General features: G+C 46.0%; 17 protein-coding genes and 1 pseudogene. 10 read left to right on the top strand and 8 right to left on the bottom strand.

The window, feature by feature from the left end; translation table 11 throughout:
- Positions 1–3: 3 nt before the first annotated feature.
- The 3 genes and pseudogenes from VNM22_15050 to mgtE form a co-directional block, all read right to left on the bottom strand.
- Positions 4–495: an NADH-quinone oxidoreductase subunit C gene (locus tag VNM22_15050; GenBank protein ID HWP48480.1), complete on the bottom strand. Its 492-nt coding sequence runs from the start codon at positions 493–495 to the stop codon at positions 4–6.
- A gap of 34 nt (positions 496–529) precedes the next feature.
- Positions 530–991 (bottom strand): annotated as a pseudogene (gene nuoB / locus VNM22_15045) (NADH-quinone oxidoreductase subunit NuoB).
- Between the two features lie 537 nt (positions 992–1,528).
- Positions 1,529–2,866 carry a magnesium transporter gene (mgtE, locus tag VNM22_15040; GenBank protein ID HWP48479.1) on the bottom strand — a complete coding sequence of 446 codons (1,338 nt, stop codon included), beginning with the start codon at positions 2,864–2,866 and terminating at the stop codon, positions 1,529–1,531.
- Positions 2,867–3,183: 317 nt separating this feature from the next.
- On the opposite strand from mgtE, the gene VNM22_15035 reads away from it, so the two are divergent.
- Entirely contained in the window at positions 3,184–4,656 is a 1,473-nt protein-coding gene (locus tag VNM22_15035) for an ATP-binding protein (protein ID HWP48478.1), read from the top strand.
- A 20-nt stretch (positions 4,657–4,676) separates the two neighbouring features.
- Here VNM22_15035 and VNM22_15030 read toward each other — a convergent pair whose 3' ends face one another.
- The 5 genes from VNM22_15030 to rnhA form a co-directional block, all read right to left on the bottom strand.
- Complete coding sequence (locus tag VNM22_15030) at positions 4,677–5,249, bottom strand: choice-of-anchor V domain-containing protein (GenBank protein ID HWP48477.1); 573 nt, start codon at positions 5,247–5,249, stop codon at positions 4,677–4,679.
- A 12-nt stretch (positions 5,250–5,261) separates the two neighbouring features.
- A complete protein-coding gene (locus VNM22_15025) occupies positions 5,262–6,251 on the bottom strand; it encodes a hypothetical protein (protein HWP48476.1) in 990 nt (329 codons plus the stop codon).
- A 548-nt stretch (positions 6,252–6,799) separates the two neighbouring features.
- On the bottom strand, positions 6,800–7,294 hold the full coding sequence (locus VNM22_15020; protein HWP48475.1) for an Hsp20/alpha crystallin family protein: 495 nt from the start codon (positions 7,292–7,294) through the stop codon (positions 6,800–6,802).
- A gap of 324 nt (positions 7,295–7,618) precedes the next feature.
- The gene (locus tag VNM22_15015) at positions 7,619–8,530 is read right to left on the bottom strand and encodes a YitT family protein (protein HWP48474.1); all 912 of its coding nucleotides are present in this window, start codon (positions 8,528–8,530) and stop codon (positions 7,619–7,621) included.
- An 88-nt stretch (positions 8,531–8,618) separates the two neighbouring features.
- A complete protein-coding gene (gene rnhA / locus VNM22_15010; protein ID HWP48473.1) occupies positions 8,619–9,107 on the bottom strand; it encodes a ribonuclease HI in 489 nt (162 codons plus the stop codon).
- A 599-nt stretch (positions 9,108–9,706) separates the two neighbouring features.
- On the opposite strand from rnhA, the gene VNM22_15005 reads away from it, so the two are divergent.
- From VNM22_15005 to VNM22_14965, 9 genes are all read left to right on the top strand, one after another.
- Positions 9,707–10,672: a cysteine synthase family protein gene (locus VNM22_15005; protein ID HWP48472.1), complete on the top strand. Its 966-nt coding sequence runs from the start codon at positions 9,707–9,709 to the stop codon at positions 10,670–10,672.
- Positions 10,669–11,142, top strand: a complete 474-nt coding sequence (locus VNM22_15000) for a M67 family metallopeptidase (GenBank protein ID HWP48471.1) — start codon at positions 10,669–10,671, stop codon at positions 11,140–11,142. Before VNM22_15005 ends, VNM22_15000 begins: the two co-directional genes overlap by 4 nt.
- Before the next feature lie 59 nt (positions 11,143–11,201).
- The gene (gene moeB, locus VNM22_14995; protein ID HWP48470.1) at positions 11,202–12,386 is read left to right on the top strand and encodes a molybdopterin-synthase adenylyltransferase MoeB; all 1,185 of its coding nucleotides are present in this window, start codon (positions 11,202–11,204) and stop codon (positions 12,384–12,386) included.
- 131 nt (positions 12,387–12,517) lie between these two features.
- The gene (locus tag VNM22_14990) at positions 12,518–12,799 is read left to right on the top strand and encodes a MoaD/ThiS family protein (GenBank protein ID HWP48469.1); all 282 of its coding nucleotides are present in this window, start codon (positions 12,518–12,520) and stop codon (positions 12,797–12,799) included.
- A gap of 541 nt (positions 12,800–13,340) precedes the next feature.
- Positions 13,341–13,625 (top strand): HU family DNA-binding protein, encoded by a 285-nt coding sequence (locus tag VNM22_14985; GenBank protein HWP48468.1) that lies wholly within the window; start codon positions 13,341–13,343, stop codon positions 13,623–13,625.
- Between the two features lie 105 nt (positions 13,626–13,730).
- Positions 13,731–15,917 carry an SPOR domain-containing protein gene (locus VNM22_14980; GenBank protein ID HWP48467.1) on the top strand — a complete coding sequence of 729 codons (2,187 nt, stop codon included), beginning with the start codon at positions 13,731–13,733 and terminating at the stop codon, positions 15,915–15,917.
- Positions 15,918–15,952: 35 nt separating this feature from the next.
- Positions 15,953–18,205 carry an LPS assembly protein LptD gene (gene lptD, locus VNM22_14975; GenBank protein ID HWP48466.1) on the top strand — a complete coding sequence of 751 codons (2,253 nt, stop codon included), beginning with the start codon at positions 15,953–15,955 and terminating at the stop codon, positions 18,203–18,205.
- 21 nt (positions 18,206–18,226) lie between these two features.
- Positions 18,227–19,399, top strand: coding sequence for a glucose-1-phosphate thymidylyltransferase (locus VNM22_14970; protein ID HWP48465.1), 1,173 nt, complete (start codon positions 18,227–18,229; stop codon positions 19,397–19,399).
- A gap of 172 nt (positions 19,400–19,571) precedes the next feature.
- Positions 19,572–20,915 (top strand): hypothetical protein, encoded by a 1,344-nt coding sequence (locus VNM22_14965; GenBank protein ID HWP48464.1) that lies wholly within the window; start codon positions 19,572–19,574, stop codon positions 20,913–20,915.
- The last annotated feature ends 56 nt before the right edge of the window (positions 20,916–20,971 follow it).

Below are 20,971 nucleotides of genomic sequence, written 5' to 3'. Positions count from 1 at the left end.
GACTTAAATCTTTGGTCCTATAAGGGGTTGGCGTTTGTTTATGGGATAATCCTTTCTGAGAGGATGTCCGACAAACTCTTCATACATCAACAACCGTTTGAGGTTGGGGTGGCCCCTAAATTTAATTCCAAACATATCCCAAACTTCGCGCTCATACCAGTTAGCAGCCTCCCATAGCGGGGTTGCAGAATCAATTACCGGATCATCTTCATCAACCGGAGCTTTGATCCGTACACGTCGGTTATACTCCAACGAGTAAAGATGATACACCACCTCAAACCGAGGGTCCTTTTTATAGGTCAAATAATCCACTCCGGCCAGATCCATCAAAAAATTATATTTCAACCGGGCATCTTCTTTAAGGAATTTTAGAACTTCCAGAATGGCTTCCTTCTTTACAATGGCCGTATCATCCCCACGATAAGAATGGGTTTCTATAATTTTATCCGGGAATTGCTCTTTCAGGAGCTGAAGGGTAAGGCTTTCGTCACTCATGGTGTTTTCCCTATTAAACCAGTTGTTTTTGTTTTTGGATTTTTTCCTGGAGTTTCATGAGACCATCCAGGACGGTTTCGGGACGTGGCGGGCAACCCGGTATGTAGATGTCCACCGGAATAATGGTATCGATCCCTTGAACCGTCGCATAGTTATCGTAAAAACCTCCCGTACAGGTACATACGCCAAAAGCAACGACCCATTTAGGTTCGCACATCTGGTCATAGACTTTTTTAAGTACTGGAGCCAGCTTGTGGCTGATGGTACCCACCACAAAAAGTACATCTGCCTGACGGGGTGAAAACCTGGGTAACCCGGCCCCAAACCGGTCAATATCATAATGGGAACAGGCTGTTGCCATATACTCCATACCGCAACAGGCCGTTACAAAGGGGTATTGAAAGATGGAATATTTCCTTGCCCAGGCAATAGCTTCTTCTAATTTAGAGAGAAGATATCCTGAACTCCAGGATCCACCCGATTCCATAATGTCCATAGTTGTTTACACCTCTTTTTTTATTGAAATTATTGAAAACGACCCGTACTAAATTAAATCAGCAGAACTCTTTACCCTCACCCCGGCCCTTCTACGCACCGGGATAAGTAGGTTAACCGTCTCCGGTTGACAATTTGGTTAGCCCCAGCGGGGCAACCTGTTTAACAGGCGCTGCCAGGGAGCTTGAAAAAAATTCTGAATCTCCCGACGCAAGTCGGGGGCTCCCAACTGTCTGCCCCTGATGGGGCTTTTCAGCTTATCCTGGCGCGTGTGCCCCTGGTCCCCCTCCCGAAGCCTCGGGAGAAGGAAGTTGGGGATGAGGGCAGAACGCTTATTCAAATCTAGCTTTACAAAGTACTAAACCTTAACAGAAATTAAACTCAGTACTTACAATATACGAGTCTTCATTCGGAATTCGCCAGTGGCAAAGAACTCATAGCTACGTAATATCTTCTAGTTAAAAAAATCAAGGAAAAAACTTGAAGGATTCGTCGTTAGCTTTATTCTGCTCTTTTAGATAAAGAAAGTTTCGGAGGCTTACAGCAGGGTTCCTTTTAATATGAGACTGGCGATAGTGAAATAGATAACGAGTCCGGAAACATCGACCAGGGTTGCCACAAACGGAGCGGAGGCACTGGCCGGGTCAAATCCCAATCGTCTGAGGATGAAGGGAAGTGCAGAACCGGCGAGGGTTCCAAAGGTTACCACACCGATCAGGCTACAGGCAACGGTAAGGCCAACCATGAGGTAATGTTCTCCGTAGATGGTTTGTTTAGACGGCCACAGGAGAATACGCATGAGACCGATGGTTCCTAAAATAACCCCCAAGGCGATCCCTGCCAAAAACTCCCGAAAAAGTACTCGCCACCAATCCCGTAGTCGGATCTCTTCCAGGGCCATAGCCCGAATCACCAGAGTAGAGGCCTGGGAGCCTGAATTTCCCCCACTGCTGATAATCAGCGGGATGAAAAGAGCCAGTACAACGGCCCGTGCAATTTCCTGCTCATAGTAACTCATGGCCGTAGCGGTCAGCATCTCACCCAGGAAAAGAGCGGAAAGCCAGCCGGCCCGCTTCTTGATCATACGCCAGAACTCAATCCTTAGATAGGGAGCATCCAGGGCCTCCATACCACCGATTTTTTGAATATCTTCTGTGGCCACCTCCTGAACGACGTCTACAATGTCATCCACAGTTACAATCCCCTTCATACGTCCTTCACCATCCACAACCGGAATAGCCATCAGGTCATACTGGGCCAATAAACGACTTACCGCTTCCTGATCCATATCCTCGGGTACAGAGATCACATCGGTGCGCATCACATCCCGAATTTTTTTATTCCCCTGGGCTGAGAAAAGCTCACGAAACGATACGACTCCCAGCAAATGCTGTTGGGCATCCAATACATAAGCATAATAAATGGTCTCAACCCGTTCCCGCGCTTGCTTTCGCAGGTAACTGATGGCCTCATCCACGGTCATATCCGGACGGACTCTGGCATAACGGGGATTCATCAATCCACCGGCTTCATCCTCGGCATAGGCAAGAAGCGCAGACACTTCCTTGCGGGTGGTATCATCGAGAAGGGCAAGAAGGCCCTCTCTTTCCTCGGGAGGGGCTTCTTGAATCACATCCGCTGCATCATCCGGTTCCAGCAATCGCATCCAGGTCCGGCGTTCTGTCGGCTTAAGGGCCAATAAAAGCTCTAACTGTTCTCTGGCCTGCAAACTGAAGAAGAACTCCTCGGCATCTTCCTGAGGCAGCTGTTTAAAAAACTCCACACGATCTACCGTTAAAAGCAGAGGCCATGCTTCCCGAAGCTCATCGGAGGTAAAAGAATCCTCCATTTTATCCTGTTGAAGCTTAGATGACATGATCCGACCTCCACCCCCCGAGACAGGGCAGAGGCTCAACCCATATCGCGGTGGGATTCCTGCAATTTAGAATAAAGGCTTTTCCAGGTACCATACTTCGCAGTAAATTAACCGGCATAAACGGGTAACCCTTACTTATCTTACCGAAATATAAAATCCTTATAGAATAAATTACATTATTTAATAAAATTACTCTATGGTTTGTTGAAGTTCTCGTCCTCGAACTTCCCAGAAAAATTTCTTGTACTTCCCGATCGGTCGACGTATGATAAAGATATTATTTTGTCGGTATCTGTTCCTAGAGTAGGAGGGAAGATATGCCGGAAACAACAAACCCCATCTGGTTACGTTATGGAATGGCTATATCAGTTGTGATTCTGGCTCTGTTGTTAACTTATGGGTTATGGCCACTGATTGAACCAAGCGCCGATCCATTGTTTTTTGCGGCTGTGACCATTAGTAGCTGGTATGGAGGCCTGGGACCGGGATTATGGGCAACCTTTCTATCTGCTTGGATGATCGACTATTTTTTTATGCCTCCAACCCACTCCCTGACTTTTGGATTAGATGATATGCTGGAGCTTAGTGTATTTGTGCTCGTAGCTCTTTTGATCAGTTCCCTTACTGAGACCCGGAGGCGATTAGAGAAAGAGCTTAAACAGCGGGTGGCAGAACTGGCAGAAGCCGATAAACGCAAAAATACCTTTCTGGCCATGCTCGCCCATGAGCTACGCAACCCTCTTACCTCTAGCTTGAATGCTGTTCAAATATTGCGTCTGGAAAATACCCATAACCCAGATCTCAGGTGGCCTGTAGAAGTGGTGGAACGACAGCTTCGGCACATGAACCGATTGGTTGAAGATCTGCTGGATATTTCCCGAATCACCTGTGGGAAAATCGAGTTATGTAAGGAACTTCTGGACCTGACCACGGTTGTCACTCATGCCTTGGATACCAGCCGTCCTTTTATCGAAGCCCGTAAACATAAGGTATCGGTTTCTTTACCTTCAGAACCTTTGTATCTAGAAGCCGATCCTGTTCGGTTGGAGCAGGTTCTGGTCAACCTGTTAAATAATGCCGCCAAATATACAGATCCCGGGGGTCAGATCTGGCTGACGGTTTATCGAGAAGGAGAAAAGGCCGTACTTCGGGTGCGAGATACCGGAATAGGCATTCCTCCAGAGATGGTGGATCGTATTTTTGATCTCTTCACGCAGGTGAATGGCTCTCAAGATCGATTACGGGGAGGTCTGGGAATAGGACTTACGCTGGTACGGAGTCTGGTAGAACTGCACGGTGGAAAGATCTCTGCTTACAGCGCAGGCCCGGGCCAGGGAAGTGAATTTGTTGTCCAACTACCCCTTTTGTCGGTTTCGCCAGAAACCCCCTGGAAAAAATTTCAACCTGCCTCCGGGGGCAAGAACCCTCCCCATCGACGCATCCTGGTGGTAGACGACAATACCGACGCGGCGGTTAGTTTGGGTAAGCTCTTGAAGTTATGGGGCCATGAGGTCCAGATCGCCCAGGATGGCCCAACGGCCATTGAGTTGGCGACCTCTTATCGACCGGAAGTTGTGTTACTGGATATTGATCTACCGGGAATAAACGGCTACGAAGTAGCCCGACGATTTCGACAGGAACCTCAGCTCTCTCAGGTAGTATTGATCGCCTTGACAGGCTATGGACAAAAAGAAGACCCACAACGAGCCCGAGAAGCCGGCTTTGACCATCACTTTACCAAGCCGATAAATCTTAGAGCTCTTCAACGGGCTTTAGAATTTCCAGGATAGTGTCAAACGGGACGTTTAACCTACCGTGCTTTGCTGAGAAAATCTCTTACATAAATGTAGTCACCGAACTGAGAGGCATCATCGTTTGCAGCATTGGCAACCACATTACATATTACGACCTCCTTGCCTGTTGTGGGGGCCATCCATTCCACAGTCCATCTTGCCATATCTGAAGATACCAGAGAAGTTCCGGCCCTGGTATGCTGAGCATATTGAATCTCAGAAGGGGCCTCTTGAACCAACTCCACCCGTTCATCCACGGCTCGTAAGGAGCCTGCCTGCTTTCCTGTTTTAAAGCGAACTGCCAATTGGAAACCGCCTTTACGCATATTCGACCTCTTTAGGCTAACCGTTAATCGATACCGGGTACCGGCGGTATAGGTCTCGGGTAAGCCTTCCAGAGTTAAAGACCCCTCAGGATCATTGAGGGTTTGATCAAAATGACATTGTTGACAGGTCGGTTCGCCAAAGCCTCCGGTGTGAGCCAAGGGAGGATGTTCGGGATAGGCCAGGGTTGTTTTCAGAAGATGGGATAATACCAGGATGACCCCAAAACTACCGGATAAAATAAGCCAGATTAAACGCCTTCCCATTGTTATGAAGGATTAATGAAGTCGGGCTCGTCCGATATAGTTGCTATCCGTTCCAAACCAGACCGTTTGAGAGGGCTTATGGAAGAACATATGACGTACCGATCCCCTTGCATTTTCGATTTCCGTAACACTGAAGAACTGATGGGTCTTTGGGTCGAAGCCTACAAATCGGTTGGGTTGAGGGCCGGTCTCAACGATCCAAATACGATCCTGATCGTCTACAGCCATCCCATAAGGCCTGGAATCAGTTCCTGCCGGCAGCGGCCATTCGTTGAATTTACCGGTAGTCGGATCATACTGCCCTAAAAAACCTTCTGCATAGTCTACATACCAGATCTTATCATCGGAAGTTGCAACGATCCGACGGGGTCGGGCCGATTCACGGGGTAGGGAGATCTCCTGGAGTTTCAAGGTATTGGGATCTACGGTGGCCAGTTTGTTACTCCCAAATTCACAAATCCAGGGACGATTTTTTGAGTCAATGATGATTCCATAGGGCCGTGCCTGGGGAGTTGGGACGGAAATTAGCTGAATCTCACCGGTCTGAGTGGAGAGTTTTCCAACAAAATTTCCTCCCTGGACTGTAAACCAGATATCGCCTTTTTGATCAAAGACCAGGGTATGGGGATCTCGTGCAGCAGGATTGGGCATCGCATATTGGGCAACTTTTCCGGTCTTGGGATCTAATTTTCCGATGTAGGCTTTTAAATTACCTGCGTACCATACATATCCCTTGGCATCCACAATCAAATTGTGCGGACCGGTGCCCGATTCCAGATCATATCGCTTGAATTGAGAGCTCTCTGGATCGAGATAAGCAATGTAATCCCCTGCCTGTCCAACAAACCAAACTCGATTTTGCTGGTCTACATAAGGATCCCGGGGTCGTGTATTCTTCCAGGGGACGGGCCATAGAGTAATGTCTACTTTTCCGGCCTCTAAGGCCCAGACTTCTCCAAACAACGTAAAAAACAGAAAAATTAAACCCGTCAAATAACGCATCCTGTTACCTCCTGATAAGGATATATGGTGAGCGAATTTATCTCGCCGGTAAATAGTGGGATCATACCCTATCCCCACTTCATTTTGAAATTATTCCTGGACGGTAAGGGTATGTTGCTTACGTGCCTTTGCACTCAACTTGAATTTCAATATAAAGTCAGTATTGTAACCAGATCTATGGATATTTTAATCACCCCTTTGATCCCATGTCAACTTTTTTACCGGTTGTGGTGACTATAACAATTTAGAAGGTGGCACTTTTTCTGTCTGAACACCCCTCTGGCCCCCCTGCAGGGGGGAACTTCAGCAGCAGCCACCCCAGGTCGAGGTCGGTCCCCCCCTGCAGGGGGGCCAGAGGGGTGTTTCTTTTTCCACCTACTAAATTGATACGGATACACCGGTTGTAAGTTTACCGGAGTGGGTAAAAGGAAGCCGGGATAATAAAAAAGCTCCTCCCCTCCTGGTGGAGGCAGAGGGGAGAAGCTTCTTGAGGAAGGGCTTGTTGAGAAGGCCATCCCGGGGATGGGTTTTCAATTTAATTAGGTTAATCAGGCATTCAAGGCTTTTTCACCGGTCTCAACCATCACAGGAACCTTTTTAGGAACAATATCGGAAGCCGGTAAGGTAATTTCCAAAACCCCATCTTTATATTTTGCATGGATCTGTTCCGCATCTACTTTTCTCGGAAGGGTAATGGTTCGTTCAAACTTTCCATAGGGAATTTCGCTAAAATAATAATCTTCACTCTTCATCCCTTCCAGGGGTTTACGTTCGCCTTTGAGGATCAGTTGATTTCCCAATACGGATATATCAACTTCTTTCGGATCTATGCCGGGCAATACCGCCCGTACCACCAATTCCTCGCCTTTAACGAAACATTCCATGGCAGGGTACCAGTGACCACTCCGGTAACTCCAGGGACTCAGACCTGTTACAAACCTGCTTCTCACGGTATCACCCCAAATTCTATCAAAGAGATTGTCCAGTTCGTTTTGAATGGTGAAGATTTCATTAAAGGGATTCCACTTGGTTAATCCTAACATCGTCGATACACCTCCTTGGTTAATCTCCTGATCAGAACCCATCCCAGGGATGGCTTTTGGGCTTTCCAAGTTTATATATTAAATTCTCCGGGATGAACTTTCAACTTTGAATAAATGAGTTACCGGATCATTAAAAGAATCATGAAGCCGAGAAATAAGAATATAAAATATTTTCGAGTTTTTTCTTTTAAAATTTTTCACTTACTTTTAAAATTGAGGGGGTGTAAAAAATTTTTGAAGGAAATCTGATATAAAGGCACTAAACTTTTATCTGTGAGTTTCTCTCAAGACTGCCGCCTGGATTTTCTGGAAGTTTCGGAACGATCAACGTTTCAGCGGAATAAAACCGGATCCCAGGGCCTGGTGAGCATTGCCAATTACCACAAAGGCTTTAGGATCCACCGATGCTACAATTCGTTTCATTTCAATAACCTGCGGACGGTATACGGCACACCAGACAATAAAATGGGGTTGATGGGTATAACCCCCGATCACCTGCCAGTGAGTAACCCCCCGATGTAACCCTTCCATCAGGGCTTTGGTTAATTCCTCGGGACGATCCGTGACAATAACCACCGTACGGACGGTACTGGGTCCTTCCAGGGCGAAATCGGAGGCCAATCCATTCAGAAACAGGGTCAAGAGAGCATGTAAGGCAGTTTCCCAGCCAAATACAAATCCTGCAGCCAGGATAATGATCCCGTCGGTATATAGATATATCTGGCTCAGGGGAATCCCGGTCTTCTGCTGGAGGATACGGCCCACGATCCCTGTACCCCCAATCGTCCCCCCTGCCCGATAAATAATCCCTACTCCAATACCGGAAACCAATCCGGCATAGACCGTGCTCAGCAGTATGTCGGTAGTAATGGGATACTGGGTCAGGATCACAGGAAAGAAGGCAATGAATAGATCCGTTGCCATGGAAAAGATAAAAACGGCCAGCATGGTGTAAATCAAGAACTGCCAGCGCCCTAAATAGAAGTAACCCAGGGTCAAGAGAGGAATGTTCATGATTAAATACAGAACGCCTACCGGCCAGCCGGTAAAGTGATTGATGATAATGCCGATTCCGCTGATCCCACCTGCTGCAAGGTTGAAGGGTACCTGAAAAAGGCTATAGCCAAAGGCAGCTATAATGGCTCCAATGGCAATGATAACCGGTTGTCGGATTTTCCTCCAGATATGAGAAAAAGCACGCCGCTTCCTCACCAGTCGTCTAAGGAATTGTTTCATGTTAGGGTTCTCCTCTACAAACAATTTGGTTGGAACGTTAAGATATCTTTTGAAATTTAAAAGCTTTTACTTAAAGCCCTTACTAGGGTCATCTCTGTCCTTCCTGACTCTCATAAACTAGGTCAGCAGGTAAATCTTTCTGCCGGGCGGCTTGTTTAGCCAGTTGATCGCAGCGCTCATTTTCCGAATTACCCGCATGCCCTCGAATCCATACAAACTCAACTTTGTGCTGTTGGCATAATCGGAGCAGTTGCTCCCATAAATCAGAGTTGAGAGCCTTCTCCTCCCTGTTTCTCATCCAACCGTTTGCCTGCCATCGTTTCACCCATCCTTTCGTCATGGCGTTAACCAGGTATTGCGAATCGGTATAAAGGGTTACCTCGCATTGGGTCTTAAGGGCCTGAAGACCGGCGATGGCCGCCATGATTTCCATACGGTTATTCGTTGTCCGTCGAAATCCACCGGACAATTCTTTTCTGTGATCTCCGTTAAGCAAGACCACCCCATAACCTCCCGGACCGGGATTTTTCAGGCATCCCCCATCGGTATACATGATCACCTTCTTAAGCTGGCTCATTCCTCTCCACTCTTACGATGAACAAATAAAACGGTCCTCCTCCTTATCCATGGAAAAGCCTCTCAAAATCTTAGTAAATTCTAGAGTGACTTCCCCGGCTTGTCAATAGCTTTGTCGGGAGGCTATACCCCCATGCTACTTTTCTAATCCCCCGAAGATCGGTTTCCCGCCTATCCCTGCTTAGGGACTATTGGAGGGCCCTATGAAATATAGAAAGGTTCTTCATTTGAAAGCAGCAGGACGGAAGAGGGGCTCTAACTTTCAGGCTCAGGAAAAAGTTATACCAGATTCATGTTGAAATTATCCCTATCTGGTAGGGCACGCTACAACGTGCCCTATGCTTGGGTCGAATTTCACTATAAAGTCGGTATAAGGGGAAATAGCTTGAAGTCTGTTTTATTTCTTCTCTAAAAGTGGAGGAGAAAGGTTTGGAAACGGAAAATTCCCCTTGTCAAAACTTAAAGCGCAGAATATATTAAATTCTGAATCTTGACAAAAGAGTCAGGTATTTTTATTTTTTGTTGTCTCAAGAAACCGACGAACATTTTGAAGCAGACTCAAAAAGTTGAGCCATTTTCATTCAAACAAGGAGTAGAGAGATGATGGTAGCCACCTTAGATAGTAATGTAAAAGCCCCGAGGCCGAATAGAACTGTTGAAGGGAGTCTTCGATCTGGGTCCATACTGAGTCAGATTGGTAATACCCCTTTGATAAAGATTGAAAGTTTAAGCCAGGAGTTAGGAGGGGTAGAGGTTTATGCCAAGGCAGAATGGTTCAATCCGGGTGGTTCTGTCAAGGATCGGGCTGCCTTGATGATGTTACGGGAAGGGGAAAGATCCGGCAGGTTAACCAAGGATAAAATTATTTTGGAGCCGACCTCGGGTAATACCGGTATTGCCCTGGCTATGATTGGCAGTGTAACCGGGTACCGGGTTGAAATTGTCCTTCCTGAGAATGCCAGCGAGGAAAGAAAAAAGATTTTAAGGGCTTACGGGGCTAAAATTCATTTTTCAAGTCCTTTTGAAGGTTCTGATGGGGCTATTCGATTAGCCCGTAAAATTTACTATGAAAATCCTGGTAAGTATTTCATGCCAGATCAGTATAATAATCCTGCCAATGTCAAAGCCCATTATGAAACCACGGGGGTAGAAATCTTCAACCAAACCAAAGGTCGTATTACCCACTTTGTAGCAGCTCTGGGAACCAGTGGAACTCTCATGGGAACGGGAAAGCGACTGCGGGAGTACAATCCCAACATTCAAATCATTGCTGTAGAACCCGGTGAGCCTTTGCATGGGATCGAAGGGTTAAAGCATATGGCTACTTCTATTGTTCCTGGAATTTACGATGAAAAGTTTGCCGACATGAAAATCAACGTGAATACCAATGATGCCTATGAGATGGCCCACAGGATGGCCCGGGAAGAGGGACTTTTAATAGGCCACTCGGCAGGGGCCGCTTTAGTTGGGGTTATGGAGGTAGGTCGGCAGCTTACCCAGGGGGTGATTGTAACTATTTTGCCAGATAGTGGAGAAAGGTATCTCAGTACAGAAGACCGATTATGATATATATTCAGAGATCTAAATTGGAGGAAATTTATCAACATGCCGAAGCAACCTACCCCGAGGAATGTTGTGGTATTATAACAGGTCCTAAGGATCAGGACATCTGGAGGGTTTATCGGATCACAAATATTCAAAATGAGCTGCACCGGAAAGATCCGAATAAATACAAGCGTGACGCCCGAATTGCTTATTATATGGAGCCTCAGGAGATGATGCGGGTTTTTCAACAAGCCGAAGAGCAAAAGGAAGAAATTAAGGGGTTCTATCATTCTCATCCTGAACACGAAGCTTATTTTTCTCAGGAAGATAAATATATGGCTCTCTCCGGAGAGTGGGGAGAACCTATGTATCCTGATGCCTTTCATATGGTCGTTTCGGTTTATGGAGGAAAAGTAAAAAATGCCCGAATTTTTATATGGGATGAAAGGATAAAGGATTTTAAGGAGGAAGCTTTTCAAGTTAAAGATTAAACAGTAAACAAGGGGCAAGAAATAAAATTTCTTGTTTCTTACCTCTTGCTTCTGGTCGTATGAGTTTAACCAAGGATCAACTGCTACAACAGGTAAAAAAGGAAATATCGGAGGTGACACCCCACGAAGTTCATGAGCGACTTCAAAAAGGGGATAAGCTTGTTCTCGTAGATGTGCGAGAAAAGGAAGAGTTTGATGAAGGGGCCATTGAAAATGCGGTATTTATTCCAAGGGGTTTTCTGGAATTAAGGATCGAAAATGCAGTTCCAGATAAGGATACTCCCATCGTCGTTTATTGTGCAGGCGGAGTTCGATCTGCCTTAGCCACCAAAACCTTGAAAGACATGGGCTATAAAAATGTACAATCCATGGTGGGAGGTTTTAATGCCTGGAAAAATGCCCAGTATAAAGTGGTAAAACCAAAGTTCTTAACTCCTGAACAACGGGCCCGTTATAGTCGTCAGATTCTTATTCCAGAAGTTGGAGAAAAAGGACAAATCAAGCTTTTAGAAAGCAAAGTTCTATTAATTGGAGCGGGTGGGCTGGGCTCTCCTGCGGCTTATTATCTGGCTGCAGCCGGTGTAGGAACTCTGGGGATTGTAGATTCAGATGTGGTAGACGAATCGAATTTGCAACGGCAAATCCTGCATAATACCGAGTGGTTAGGTAAGAGCAAAGTAGAATCTGCCCAAGATACGCTCAAAAGACTCAATCCGGGGATTACCGTCATTCCTTATGCCGAGAGGCTTTCGGTGAATAATATTGATATTATTAAGGACTACGATGTGATCATCGACGGAAGTGATAATTTTAAGACCCGATACCTGGTCAATGATGCCTGTGTCTTTTATGGTAAACCCAATATTTATGGGAGTATTTTTCGATTTGAAGGGCAGGCTACGACCTTTATTCCGGGTAAAGGGCCTTGCTATCGATGTCTCTATCCCATACCCACTCCGGCAGAGTTAGCCCCAACCTGAGACGAGGCCGGAGTCCTGGGCGTGTTACCCGGGGTTATTGGTTTGTTACAGGCTACCGATGCCCTCAAACTTCTTCTCGGTATCGGTTCTACCATGATGGGAAAATTAATCCTGTATGATGCCTTGAATATGGAGTTTCGTGAATTGGAGATCCGTCGTGATCCCAATTGCGCGGTTTGCGGAAAAAATCCGGAAATCAAAGAGTTTATAGACTACGATGAATTTGTTGCCACCGGGGCTGTTTGCAGCATGGCCCATGCTTAGAGAGAAGAGAGTATAAGTGTGTGGGCGTGTGGAAGTGCGGGAGTATGGGAGTATGGAAAGTAAAGTATTTATTATATACCTCCATACTTCCACACGCCCACACGTCCATACTCCCATACCAGCAGGGTAGTATGCCTGTTCAGGTACGTATTCCAACCCCTTTACGAAAATTAACAGGAAATAAGGATGAGATACAAGCCTCAGGAGGAAATATCCGGGAGGTTTTTGAGAACCTGGAGAAACAATATCCGGGGATGAAAGAAAAGCTCTACAACCCGGATGGGACCCTTAAACGGTTTGTGAATATTTATATCAATAACCGCGATATTCGGTTTATGGAAGGAGAACATACACCGGTTCATGATGGAGATGAAGTAGCCATTATTCCTGCCATTGCCGGAGGTAAAAGCTAAGTCGTTTAAAGAGATCCTTAACCGGGTCAGAGGAAAAAAGATTCCATCTTTTTTCCTCATTTTTTATGGGTGTTAACGGAAATTCCCAAGTCAGGAATCCTTCCCAGGGTAGTAACTTCCAGCTTAGGGTATCTCTTCCAGAAGCGCCATTGCTTCGTTTAATCGGGTTTATACCCGATTTGATAAGCCATACTCTATTCACTAAGAGTAAAGGTGACCGACCGATTCCTCTTCCGAAAGGTTATACCTGATCGGCGTGGAAATGTGGGAGAAAGGGTCGGGTAGCTCTGCAGAGTCACCTTCCCATCTCCAGGGTGACAGGTTTTCAGGCTAATCAAACTTCTTCCTTAAACTTTTCTGGTGGATTCTTTCTTTTTTTCTTGCAAAATAAATAAGAATGTTATATTTATAGTCACGCTTGATGCTTAACCATGGAAACCCTAGATTTTAAAGGGATTTTCAAGATTCATTTTAAATTCAGGTAAAGAGATTTTAGGTTAAAGGAGATCATTTTATTTTTAGGAAAGGAGGATAGGTCGTTTTGACCAAGGTAGAGATAGCCAATAGAGTTGCCAAAGAAACAGGACTAACAAAAACCAAAGCCAGTGAAGCGGTGGAGTCCCTTTTAACCATCCTCAAGGAGGCTCTTAAAAATGAAGAGCGCCTGGAGTTTAGAGGGTTTGGGGTTTTTAGGGTTCGCAAACGGAAAGCCAGAACAGGCCGTAATCCGCGTACCGGGGAGGAAGCTCCGATTAGCGAGGGTAGAACGATTAAATTTAAGCCAGGAAAGGAATTTAAGGAAGCCATTATCAATCAAGGTGAATAAGAAGAATACGGTTTTATACCTTTAGAGAAGTGTGATTACCATTAACTAAGCTTCGATTCTAAGGCCATGAGTTTTTGACCTAACGTCCCAGAAAAAGGAGGCTTTATGAAAAAATCGGTGCATTTAAGTTTGGTAGGGTGTGTAGTGTTAGGTTTCATCCTGGTAGGGCCATCCCTGAGGCTTGTTCCTTCGACAGGTTTAGAATCTGTCCCGGGTTTGTCAGCAGGACGAATGGGAAACCTATGGAAGGATGGCTTCCAGATAGGATTCCCGGAAGCCCTGGCAGACTGGCAGAGTACCACCCTGAGAGGAAACCCCACCGAGTGGCGGGTCAAAGCCTTTAAAATAGATTTGGTCCGAGATCAAATTGGGATCAGTGGGGACGTTTTGCGGCGAGAGGATACCGGCTGGATTCATATAGGCTCCAATCATTTAGAAGGTGGAGCCATTCGTTATGCGGTTCCGGTTGGAAGACTGGATAAATCGGATATCTTAGAAGTTTGGATCGACGGTTATTCAGAAAGTAGTAACCCCGACGTAGGTCCAACTATTCTCATAGGAGGTCGTAATATTGGTCAGGTAACCCGACGGGTTGGAGATGCCTGGAAACCGAAGGTATTTCAATTTGCCGATGATCTGATCTATGGCGATTTAACAGAGCCGTCTAATCGAAATGAGAGCTGGAGGATTCGCTACCCTTCCAACAAATATCAATCAGATCGAATTAATCGAGATCCTGGAAGTCTTGTGGGTCCGGATGGACGACTTCCCATTGAAATTGCCATGACAGGAAGTGATGCCTTTGTTATTAAGCGGGTAGAGGTAGATGTTTACAAAAATATTACCGGCGGAGACTATGAATATAATCCGGAGATCCACATTGCAGATATTTATCCCAATCCGGCTTATACCGGGGATTTTGTTACCTTACGTTTTAACAAGAGTACGCCGGCGCTCGGGGTGGATCTGTATGTGATAGATCCCGATGGGATTGAGCAATTGAAGGCCAGGAATCCAAATTTAACCGCCGATTCTATCAGTTTTTTAGCTTCAGGAGCTCCTTTCTTTAAATCCGGACTTTATAGGGCTCGGGTGGTCTTCCGTTCCGGTTCTAAAACCATGTCAGATATGGATAGTTTCTACTTTTACCCCCGTCCTGCCCCTTCTTATTCAGAATCTCCACAGGCCTATGCACCACCTCCCTCTGCTCAGTCGTTGGAACCTTCACAGGCCTCTGCGGGGCCTCCAAGGCCGGCTTATGAAGGTCCTCCTCCCTTTGCGGTGCCTCCGCCACCAGTTTATGAAAGACCTCCAGAGACCTTTACAGAACCTCCGGTATCGTCTTACGGGAGATCCCCTCAACCTTTGGTACCGCCTCCTGCTCAACCCTACAGGCAGCCTCCATCCCCTCCGGGAGAACCCCCTGAAATCTATACCGCTCCGCCTTTGCAACCCGATTATGAAGTTCCACCGCCGGGTATGCGGTTAGCCCCTGTACCTAGAGGGAATTATACCATTCAGGTCGCAGCGAACCGAACCCACTATAACGCTGTAAAACTGCAAGATCGATTGAAAAGAAGAGGGTATCCGGCCTATATCTCAGAAATTTATGTCCCTGGACTGGGTCATTTCTTCCGGGTGAGGGTAGGTACCTATCCCGATCGATGGAGTGCAGAGAGAGAAGCCTACAACCTTCGGGTGCAGGAAGGATTAGAAACCTGGATCACGCGGGATGATCCCTACTGGAGGGAAACCCATTGGTCTACTCCTCCAGATTCTAACCCGTTTGAACTGACAAAACCTGTTGGTTATGGGAAGGCAGAATCTTTTTCCGACAGTGGATTTTCTGATCGTAGATCTTCCACCGGAGACAGTCCTTCCCCTCTGACACGGGCAGATCTCAAATCTACCCGTACCTCTACGCAACCCGCAACGAACTCTCCCTCTCCATCAACCCCCTCGATCCCTGAGAAACCATCCAAATCGGATGTTAAGGCGAGTCTAAAATCTATGCCAGCCACTGAGGCCACTCCTAAAACAACCTCTAAAACAGGAGTTACTTCGGCTGCGGCGAAGTCTGGTGAAAATGAGATCGAAGAGACGGTCTGGAATGCTTTGATTAAACGAAGTATTCCGGGTTATTCCTATCAGGTTAAAAATATAAACGTGACCGGTGAGCAGGCAGATGTATTGGTGGTCGAGGAATCCAAAAAGGGAGAATTAAAGAACATCCATTATGCCCTTGAAAAAAAAGCTGGCAAATGGTTCGTTCGATCGGTTGCCAATGATTAATTTTCCAATCGTGAGTGAAGTGAGGGATAAGATAGATGCGGATTTTGATTTTAAGTTTTTTAGTTGTATTCACTGTAAACGATCTGTTCTTTCATTCCGTTGCAGCCCAGACCAGCTCGGTTGCAACCCCATCGAATACCTCCCGTCAGGATCGATTCAAAATTATACCCAATGAACCTTTAACCATCAACGCCGAATCTTTAGAGAAAGATGTTGAAACGGGCCTCTATATTATGGAAGGGGATGTAGATATAAAGTATCGAGATGTCCGATTACGAGCAGATCGGGTCGAACTAAATGAGGAGACGGGAGATATGGTGGCCATTGGAGAGGTGGTCTATTCAGAAGGAAGTGATGTCTTGCGGGCCGAACGACTTGAATTTAACATTAATTCTGAATTGGGGATTGTTTATAAAGGAGATGCCGTAATTCAGCCAGATCAATATATTACCGGTGAGCGGATAGAGAAAATTGGCGAGAAATCCTTTAAAATCGATCGTGGCAGTTTTACGGCCTGTAGTTCTTTTCTTCCTTTTTGGAAGTTTAAAAGCTCCAAGGCCACCATCCATAAAGGAGATTACTTCATAGGCCGAAATATCTTGCTGTTTATCCAGGGTATTCCCATTTTGTTTACCCCTTATCTGATATTTCCTATCAAGGAAGAGCGTCAGACTGGCTTCCTGGTTCCTGATATTGGGTCCAGTCGAAGTAAGGGCTTTCATCTGGGTAATACCTTCTTTTGGGCCATCAATGAAGGCCAGGACCTTTCTTTAACCCACAACTTTTATGATATCCGGGGTCATGAGCTGGAGTTGGATTACCGCTATATTTATAATGAGAATACCCGGGGAAGTTTCCTGGGTCGTGTCATAAGGGATCGGGTAGAGCATTCGGATAGAGGTGATTTACGATTCAGTCATCGTCAGACCCTCCCCCTGGATTTTGAAACCCTGGCTAACGTAAATTTGGTCTCGGATCGAACCTTTCTTCGTGATTTCGATAACAGTCTGGATGAACGGACCCGGCAGAGCCTTACGTCGGATGTTTCTTTCACCAAACGCTTTGGACAAAATAATCTGGTGAGAATTCTTTTTGATCGTCTGGAAAATGTTGTACCGGCAAACGTTGATCCATCCAGTGTCATCCAGCAAACCGATTATCGATTACCCGAGATACGATTCAGTAGTTTTAATCAAAGACTTTTCGATTCCCCGGTCTTTTTTCAGCAAGACACGGTTTTCTCCACCATCCGTCGGGATGTCAATAATAAAACCCAACTGGAGTTCTCCCGGTTAGATATTAATCCTACCATCTCGATACCCCTTAAAACTCTGGGAAGAGCCTTAACTCTGACGCCCAAATTGAATTACCGGGAAACCCTCTATACCGATGACATCGTTACGGCAGCAAACCCGGATAGTAAAAGTAATCCGGTCGATCGAGGTCAGTTTGGCTTCAGTCTGGATTTGAATGGTCCCAGATTTGATAGAATCTTTGACCGGGGTGAGGATAAATCCATTACCAAGATTAAACATTTAATCGAGCCTTCCCTCACCTACAATTTTATTCAAAACACCGATCAAAGCGATTTACCCAGCTTTGACAGCATCGATCGGATCAGTCAACAAAATCAGCTTACCTACGCTTTGACAAATCGGTTGCTGGCCAGAAGAAAAATCAAACCTAAGGAGGAAGAGACCGGAGTTTCAACAACATCTGCAACCCCCTCTTCCACCTCGGATTCCGAATCGAAACCTCAATTTGAAACCAAAGAATTCGTCTCTTTACAACTTTCACAAAGCGTTAACTTTACCCAACCGGATTTTAGATTTTCCAACATCATCGGAACCCTCCAGGTTTTTCCCGGTAGTTCGAATCGACTTCAATTCACGGCGAGCTATGATGTCTATGTCAAGGCCCTGGTTGGATCCGGTGTGGATCTCTACACCAACTACAAGGATAAATTTAATCTGGCCGTGCTATGGCGACGAAATCTGGTAGTAGATCGGGTTGCAAATTCTGTGATAGATGAGACCCAATTCTTAGATCTTCAAGCGGGGGTTAAATTATGGAATACGTTGGGTATCCAGTACCGGACCCGATTCAATATAGAAGATCAGGATCGAGTGGAAGACACGCTGCAACTGGCTTATAATGGTCAATGCTGGAACCTCATTTCTGAATTTACCCAACAGGATATTGCGACCGGTACCATTACCTCAGATCGACGATTTATTGTAACTTTAGAATTTAAACATCTGGGAAGAATTGGATCACTCAGATTTTAAGGAGTGTGGGAGTATGAGGGTGTGGGAGTATGGGGGTATGGGGGTGTGGAAGTGTGGAAGTGTGGGAGATTTACCTATACTCCCATACTCCCACACCCTCATACTTTCTATCCTTCTATGAAAGGTTTAATTCTCAGCGGTGGTAAGGGGACCCGGCTACGACCTATTACCCACACCAGTGCGAAACAGTTGGTTCCTGTAGCCAATAAGCCGGTCCTGTTCTATGGGATAGAGGCTATTCGGGATGCCGGAATCACGGATATCGGTATCGTAGTAGGGGATACAAAAAATGAAATTATAGCAGCGGTGGGAGATGGTTCTAAATGGGGGGTACAGATTACCTATATCGAGCAAGAAGCTCCTTTAGGACTGGCCCATGCAGTTCTTATTTCCGAGAGATTTATTAAGGGCGATTGTTTTGTCATGTATTTAGGAGATAACCTGATTAAAGATGGAATCTCCAGTCTGGTGGATGAATTCAGGAAGAACGGTTCTCGTCCTTCTTTTGGTTCTCAGATTCTTCTGGCCGAGGTCCCCAATCCCCAGCAGTTTGGCGTTGCAGAGTTAGAAAATGGGCGTGTGGTAAGGCTTGTGGAGAAACCTCAACACCCCAAAAGTAATCTGGCCCTTGTGGGGGTTTATATGTTTAACCCCCCTATTTTCGAGGCCGTTAAACAGATCAAACCGAGTTTTCGCAATGAGCTCGAGATTACCGATGCCATTCAATATCTCATCGATAAGGGGTATGAGGTTCATCCCTGTCTGGTTAAAGGTTGGTGGAAGGATACGGGAAAATTAGAAGACCTTCTGGAAGCGAATCGCATCGTTTTAGATACTTTTGAGAGTAAAAATGAAGGTTATATCGATAGTAGCTCTGAAGTTTACGGTAAGGTGGTGATTTCTAAGGGGGCTGAGATTATCAATAGCACGATTCGAGGTCCGGCTATTATTGGAGAGAATTCTAAAATTATTAATTCTTATATAGGGCCTTTTACTTCCATTCATTATAACGTTCTCGTCAAGAACAGTGAAATTGAGCATAGCATTTTGCTGGAAAATAGCACCATTTCCGATATCAATGCCCGCATCGAAGACAGTCTCATAGGTAAGAATGTCGAGGTGCGCAAATCCTCCTCGAAACCCAGGGCTTATAGGTTTATGTTGGGGGACAATAGCTTAGTAGGGGTTTTATAATTTTGTCCAGTGATCGCTGTCTGTGGGACAGGATAACCCTAAATGGAAGTATGGGAGGGGAGTGTGGGGTATGGGGGTATGGGAGTATGGGGGTATTACACTTCCACACTCCCATACCCCCATACCCCACACTCCCCTCCCATCCACTGGGAAGGGAATGGGGGATGGATAAATGAAGAAAATTATCTTAATCTTCCTGGTAGGAATTTTAAGTACCTTAGCAAGCTGCAGTCATATCCCCTTTTTTGATGGCGATGATAACCATGATTCAAAACCTCCCCCGACGCCTCCTCCCAAATACGAAATTCCGAAAGTCTTTGCATTTTACTTTCATTATTTTCGGAATGAGAGTGGTGGATTTGCCCAGTGGTCCTATCCAGGTAAGGATCCAAGACGAATCAAAGGACCTGAAGGCTGGCGCAGGGATATCTGGATAGGAGCTCCAGGGGATTATCCTTACATAGGTCCTTACGACAGTACCGATCCGGAAGTGCTCAGATGGCAAATTCGTGCAGCCAAGGCAGCAGGTCTCGAAGGATTTTTTCTGTATATGAACGATTGGGTAACCGAGCAGAATGTAACCAGCAAGCTCCTGGATGTAGCCTATGAGGAGAATTTCAAGATCGCCTTTGTAGATCATTTTACGGCATTGGGTTCGGTTCGAGGTATTAAAGATGGAAAACCCCAACCCCTCATTTCCCATAAACATGATGCCGTTGAAGAAATAGCAAATCGGATCCGCCGTGAAGGAGTTCATCCCGGTATTTTTGCTCCTCAACCTTCTCGTAGACCTTCTGTTCGAGGTACCACACAGGAGGCTGCCAACCGAATTGCCACCATGCTTAACCTTTGGAAAGGTCATGGGGCCTACCTCCGGTTCGGTGGAAGACCGGTCATTGTTATTCCCTACTTTGATGTGGCCTTAACTCCTGCCGTATTTAAAGAACTGGTCGATGGTGTCAAAGCACAGGTTAACGAGCCTATCTATGTGATTGCCATGGTAGCCCAAGTCTATTTCTACTTTATTCCAGATGCCGTATTCGGAAGTCCTATTACCCAGGAATGGGCAAATACCGGAGTCGATTGCTTCACCCACTGGACTCCTAACGGCATGATTACTGCGGAGCAGAGTAAACGAATTCAAGTCGATCAATTCGCCGTGAATGATTCTCGTAAATGGAAGAAAGATGCCATGATTCCTATTATGCCGGGATTTAATGACGATGAATGGCGACCCGGGGATTCTCCGGCTCCAACCAGTCCCCGGGCCGGTGGATTAAACTGGGAAAATCAGATTGCTGCTGCATTGACGGCCCGGCCGGATTATATCGTCATTCAAGCCTGGAATGAATGGCATGAGGGTTCTCAGATTGAGGCTTCCACCTCTTACACTGAGCCTTATCTTTACCTGAAACTTTTAGCTCAAAAACTCGGCATTCCCTTCATAGATCCTCCCTTACCTCCCGCCCGAAGTATCGACCCACTTCGGGTTCCTTTTATTCCAGGAGTATCGTGAAGAAGAATACGTATGGGAGTGTGGGGGTATGGGGGTATGGGAGTATGTAGGGGCGG

The sequence above is a fragment of the Candidatus Limnocylindrales bacterium genome (assembly GCA_035559535.1).
Lineage (GTDB): Bacteria > Moduliflexota > Moduliflexia > Moduliflexales > JAUQPW01 > JAUQPW01.
The sequence above is the reverse complement of the archived record's forward strand: the minus strand, read 5'-3'. Positions and strand labels throughout refer to the sequence as shown.

Bases quoted from the DNA above. Each gene is read 5' to 3' on its own strand.
- VNM22_15035 (HWP48478.1), top strand. From the start codon at position 3,184: ATGCCGGAAACAACAAACCCCATCTGGTTACGTTATGGAATGGCTATA.
- VNM22_14965 (HWP48464.1), top strand. From the start codon at position 19,572: ATGAAGAAAATTATCTTAATCTTCCTGGTAGGAATTTTAAGTACCTTA.
- rnhA (HWP48473.1), bottom strand. From the start codon at position 9,107: ATGAGCCAGCTTAAGAAGGTGATCATGTATACCGATGGGGGATGCCTG.
- VNM22_14980 (HWP48467.1), top strand. From the start codon at position 13,731: ATGAAAAAATCGGTGCATTTAAGTTTGGTAGGGTGTGTAGTGTTAGGT.
- VNM22_15025 (HWP48476.1), bottom strand. From the start codon at position 6,251: ATGCGTTATTTGACGGGTTTAATTTTTCTGTTTTTTACGTTGTTTGGA.
- VNM22_15000 (HWP48471.1), top strand. From the start codon at position 10,669: ATGATATATATTCAGAGATCTAAATTGGAGGAAATTTATCAACATGCC.
- lptD (HWP48466.1), top strand. From the start codon at position 15,953: ATGCGGATTTTGATTTTAAGTTTTTTAGTTGTATTCACTGTAAACGAT.
- mgtE (HWP48479.1), bottom strand. From the start codon at position 2,866: ATGTCATCTAAGCTTCAACAGGATAAAATGGAGGATTCTTTTACCTCC.
- VNM22_15030 (HWP48477.1), bottom strand. From the start codon at position 5,249: ATGGGAAGGCGTTTAATCTGGCTTATTTTATCCGGTAGTTTTGGGGTC.
- VNM22_15015 (HWP48474.1), bottom strand. From the start codon at position 8,530: ATGAAACAATTCCTTAGACGACTGGTGAGGAAGCGGCGTGCTTTTTCT.
- VNM22_15050 (HWP48480.1), bottom strand. From the start codon at position 495: ATGAGTGACGAAAGCCTTACCCTTCAGCTCCTGAAAGAGCAATTCCCG.
- VNM22_15020 (HWP48475.1), bottom strand. From the start codon at position 7,294: ATGTTAGGATTAACCAAGTGGAATCCCTTTAATGAAATCTTCACCATT.
- VNM22_15005 (HWP48472.1), top strand. From the start codon at position 9,707: ATGATGGTAGCCACCTTAGATAGTAATGTAAAAGCCCCGAGGCCGAAT.
- VNM22_14990 (HWP48469.1), top strand. From the start codon at position 12,518: ATGCCTGTTCAGGTACGTATTCCAACCCCTTTACGAAAATTAACAGGA.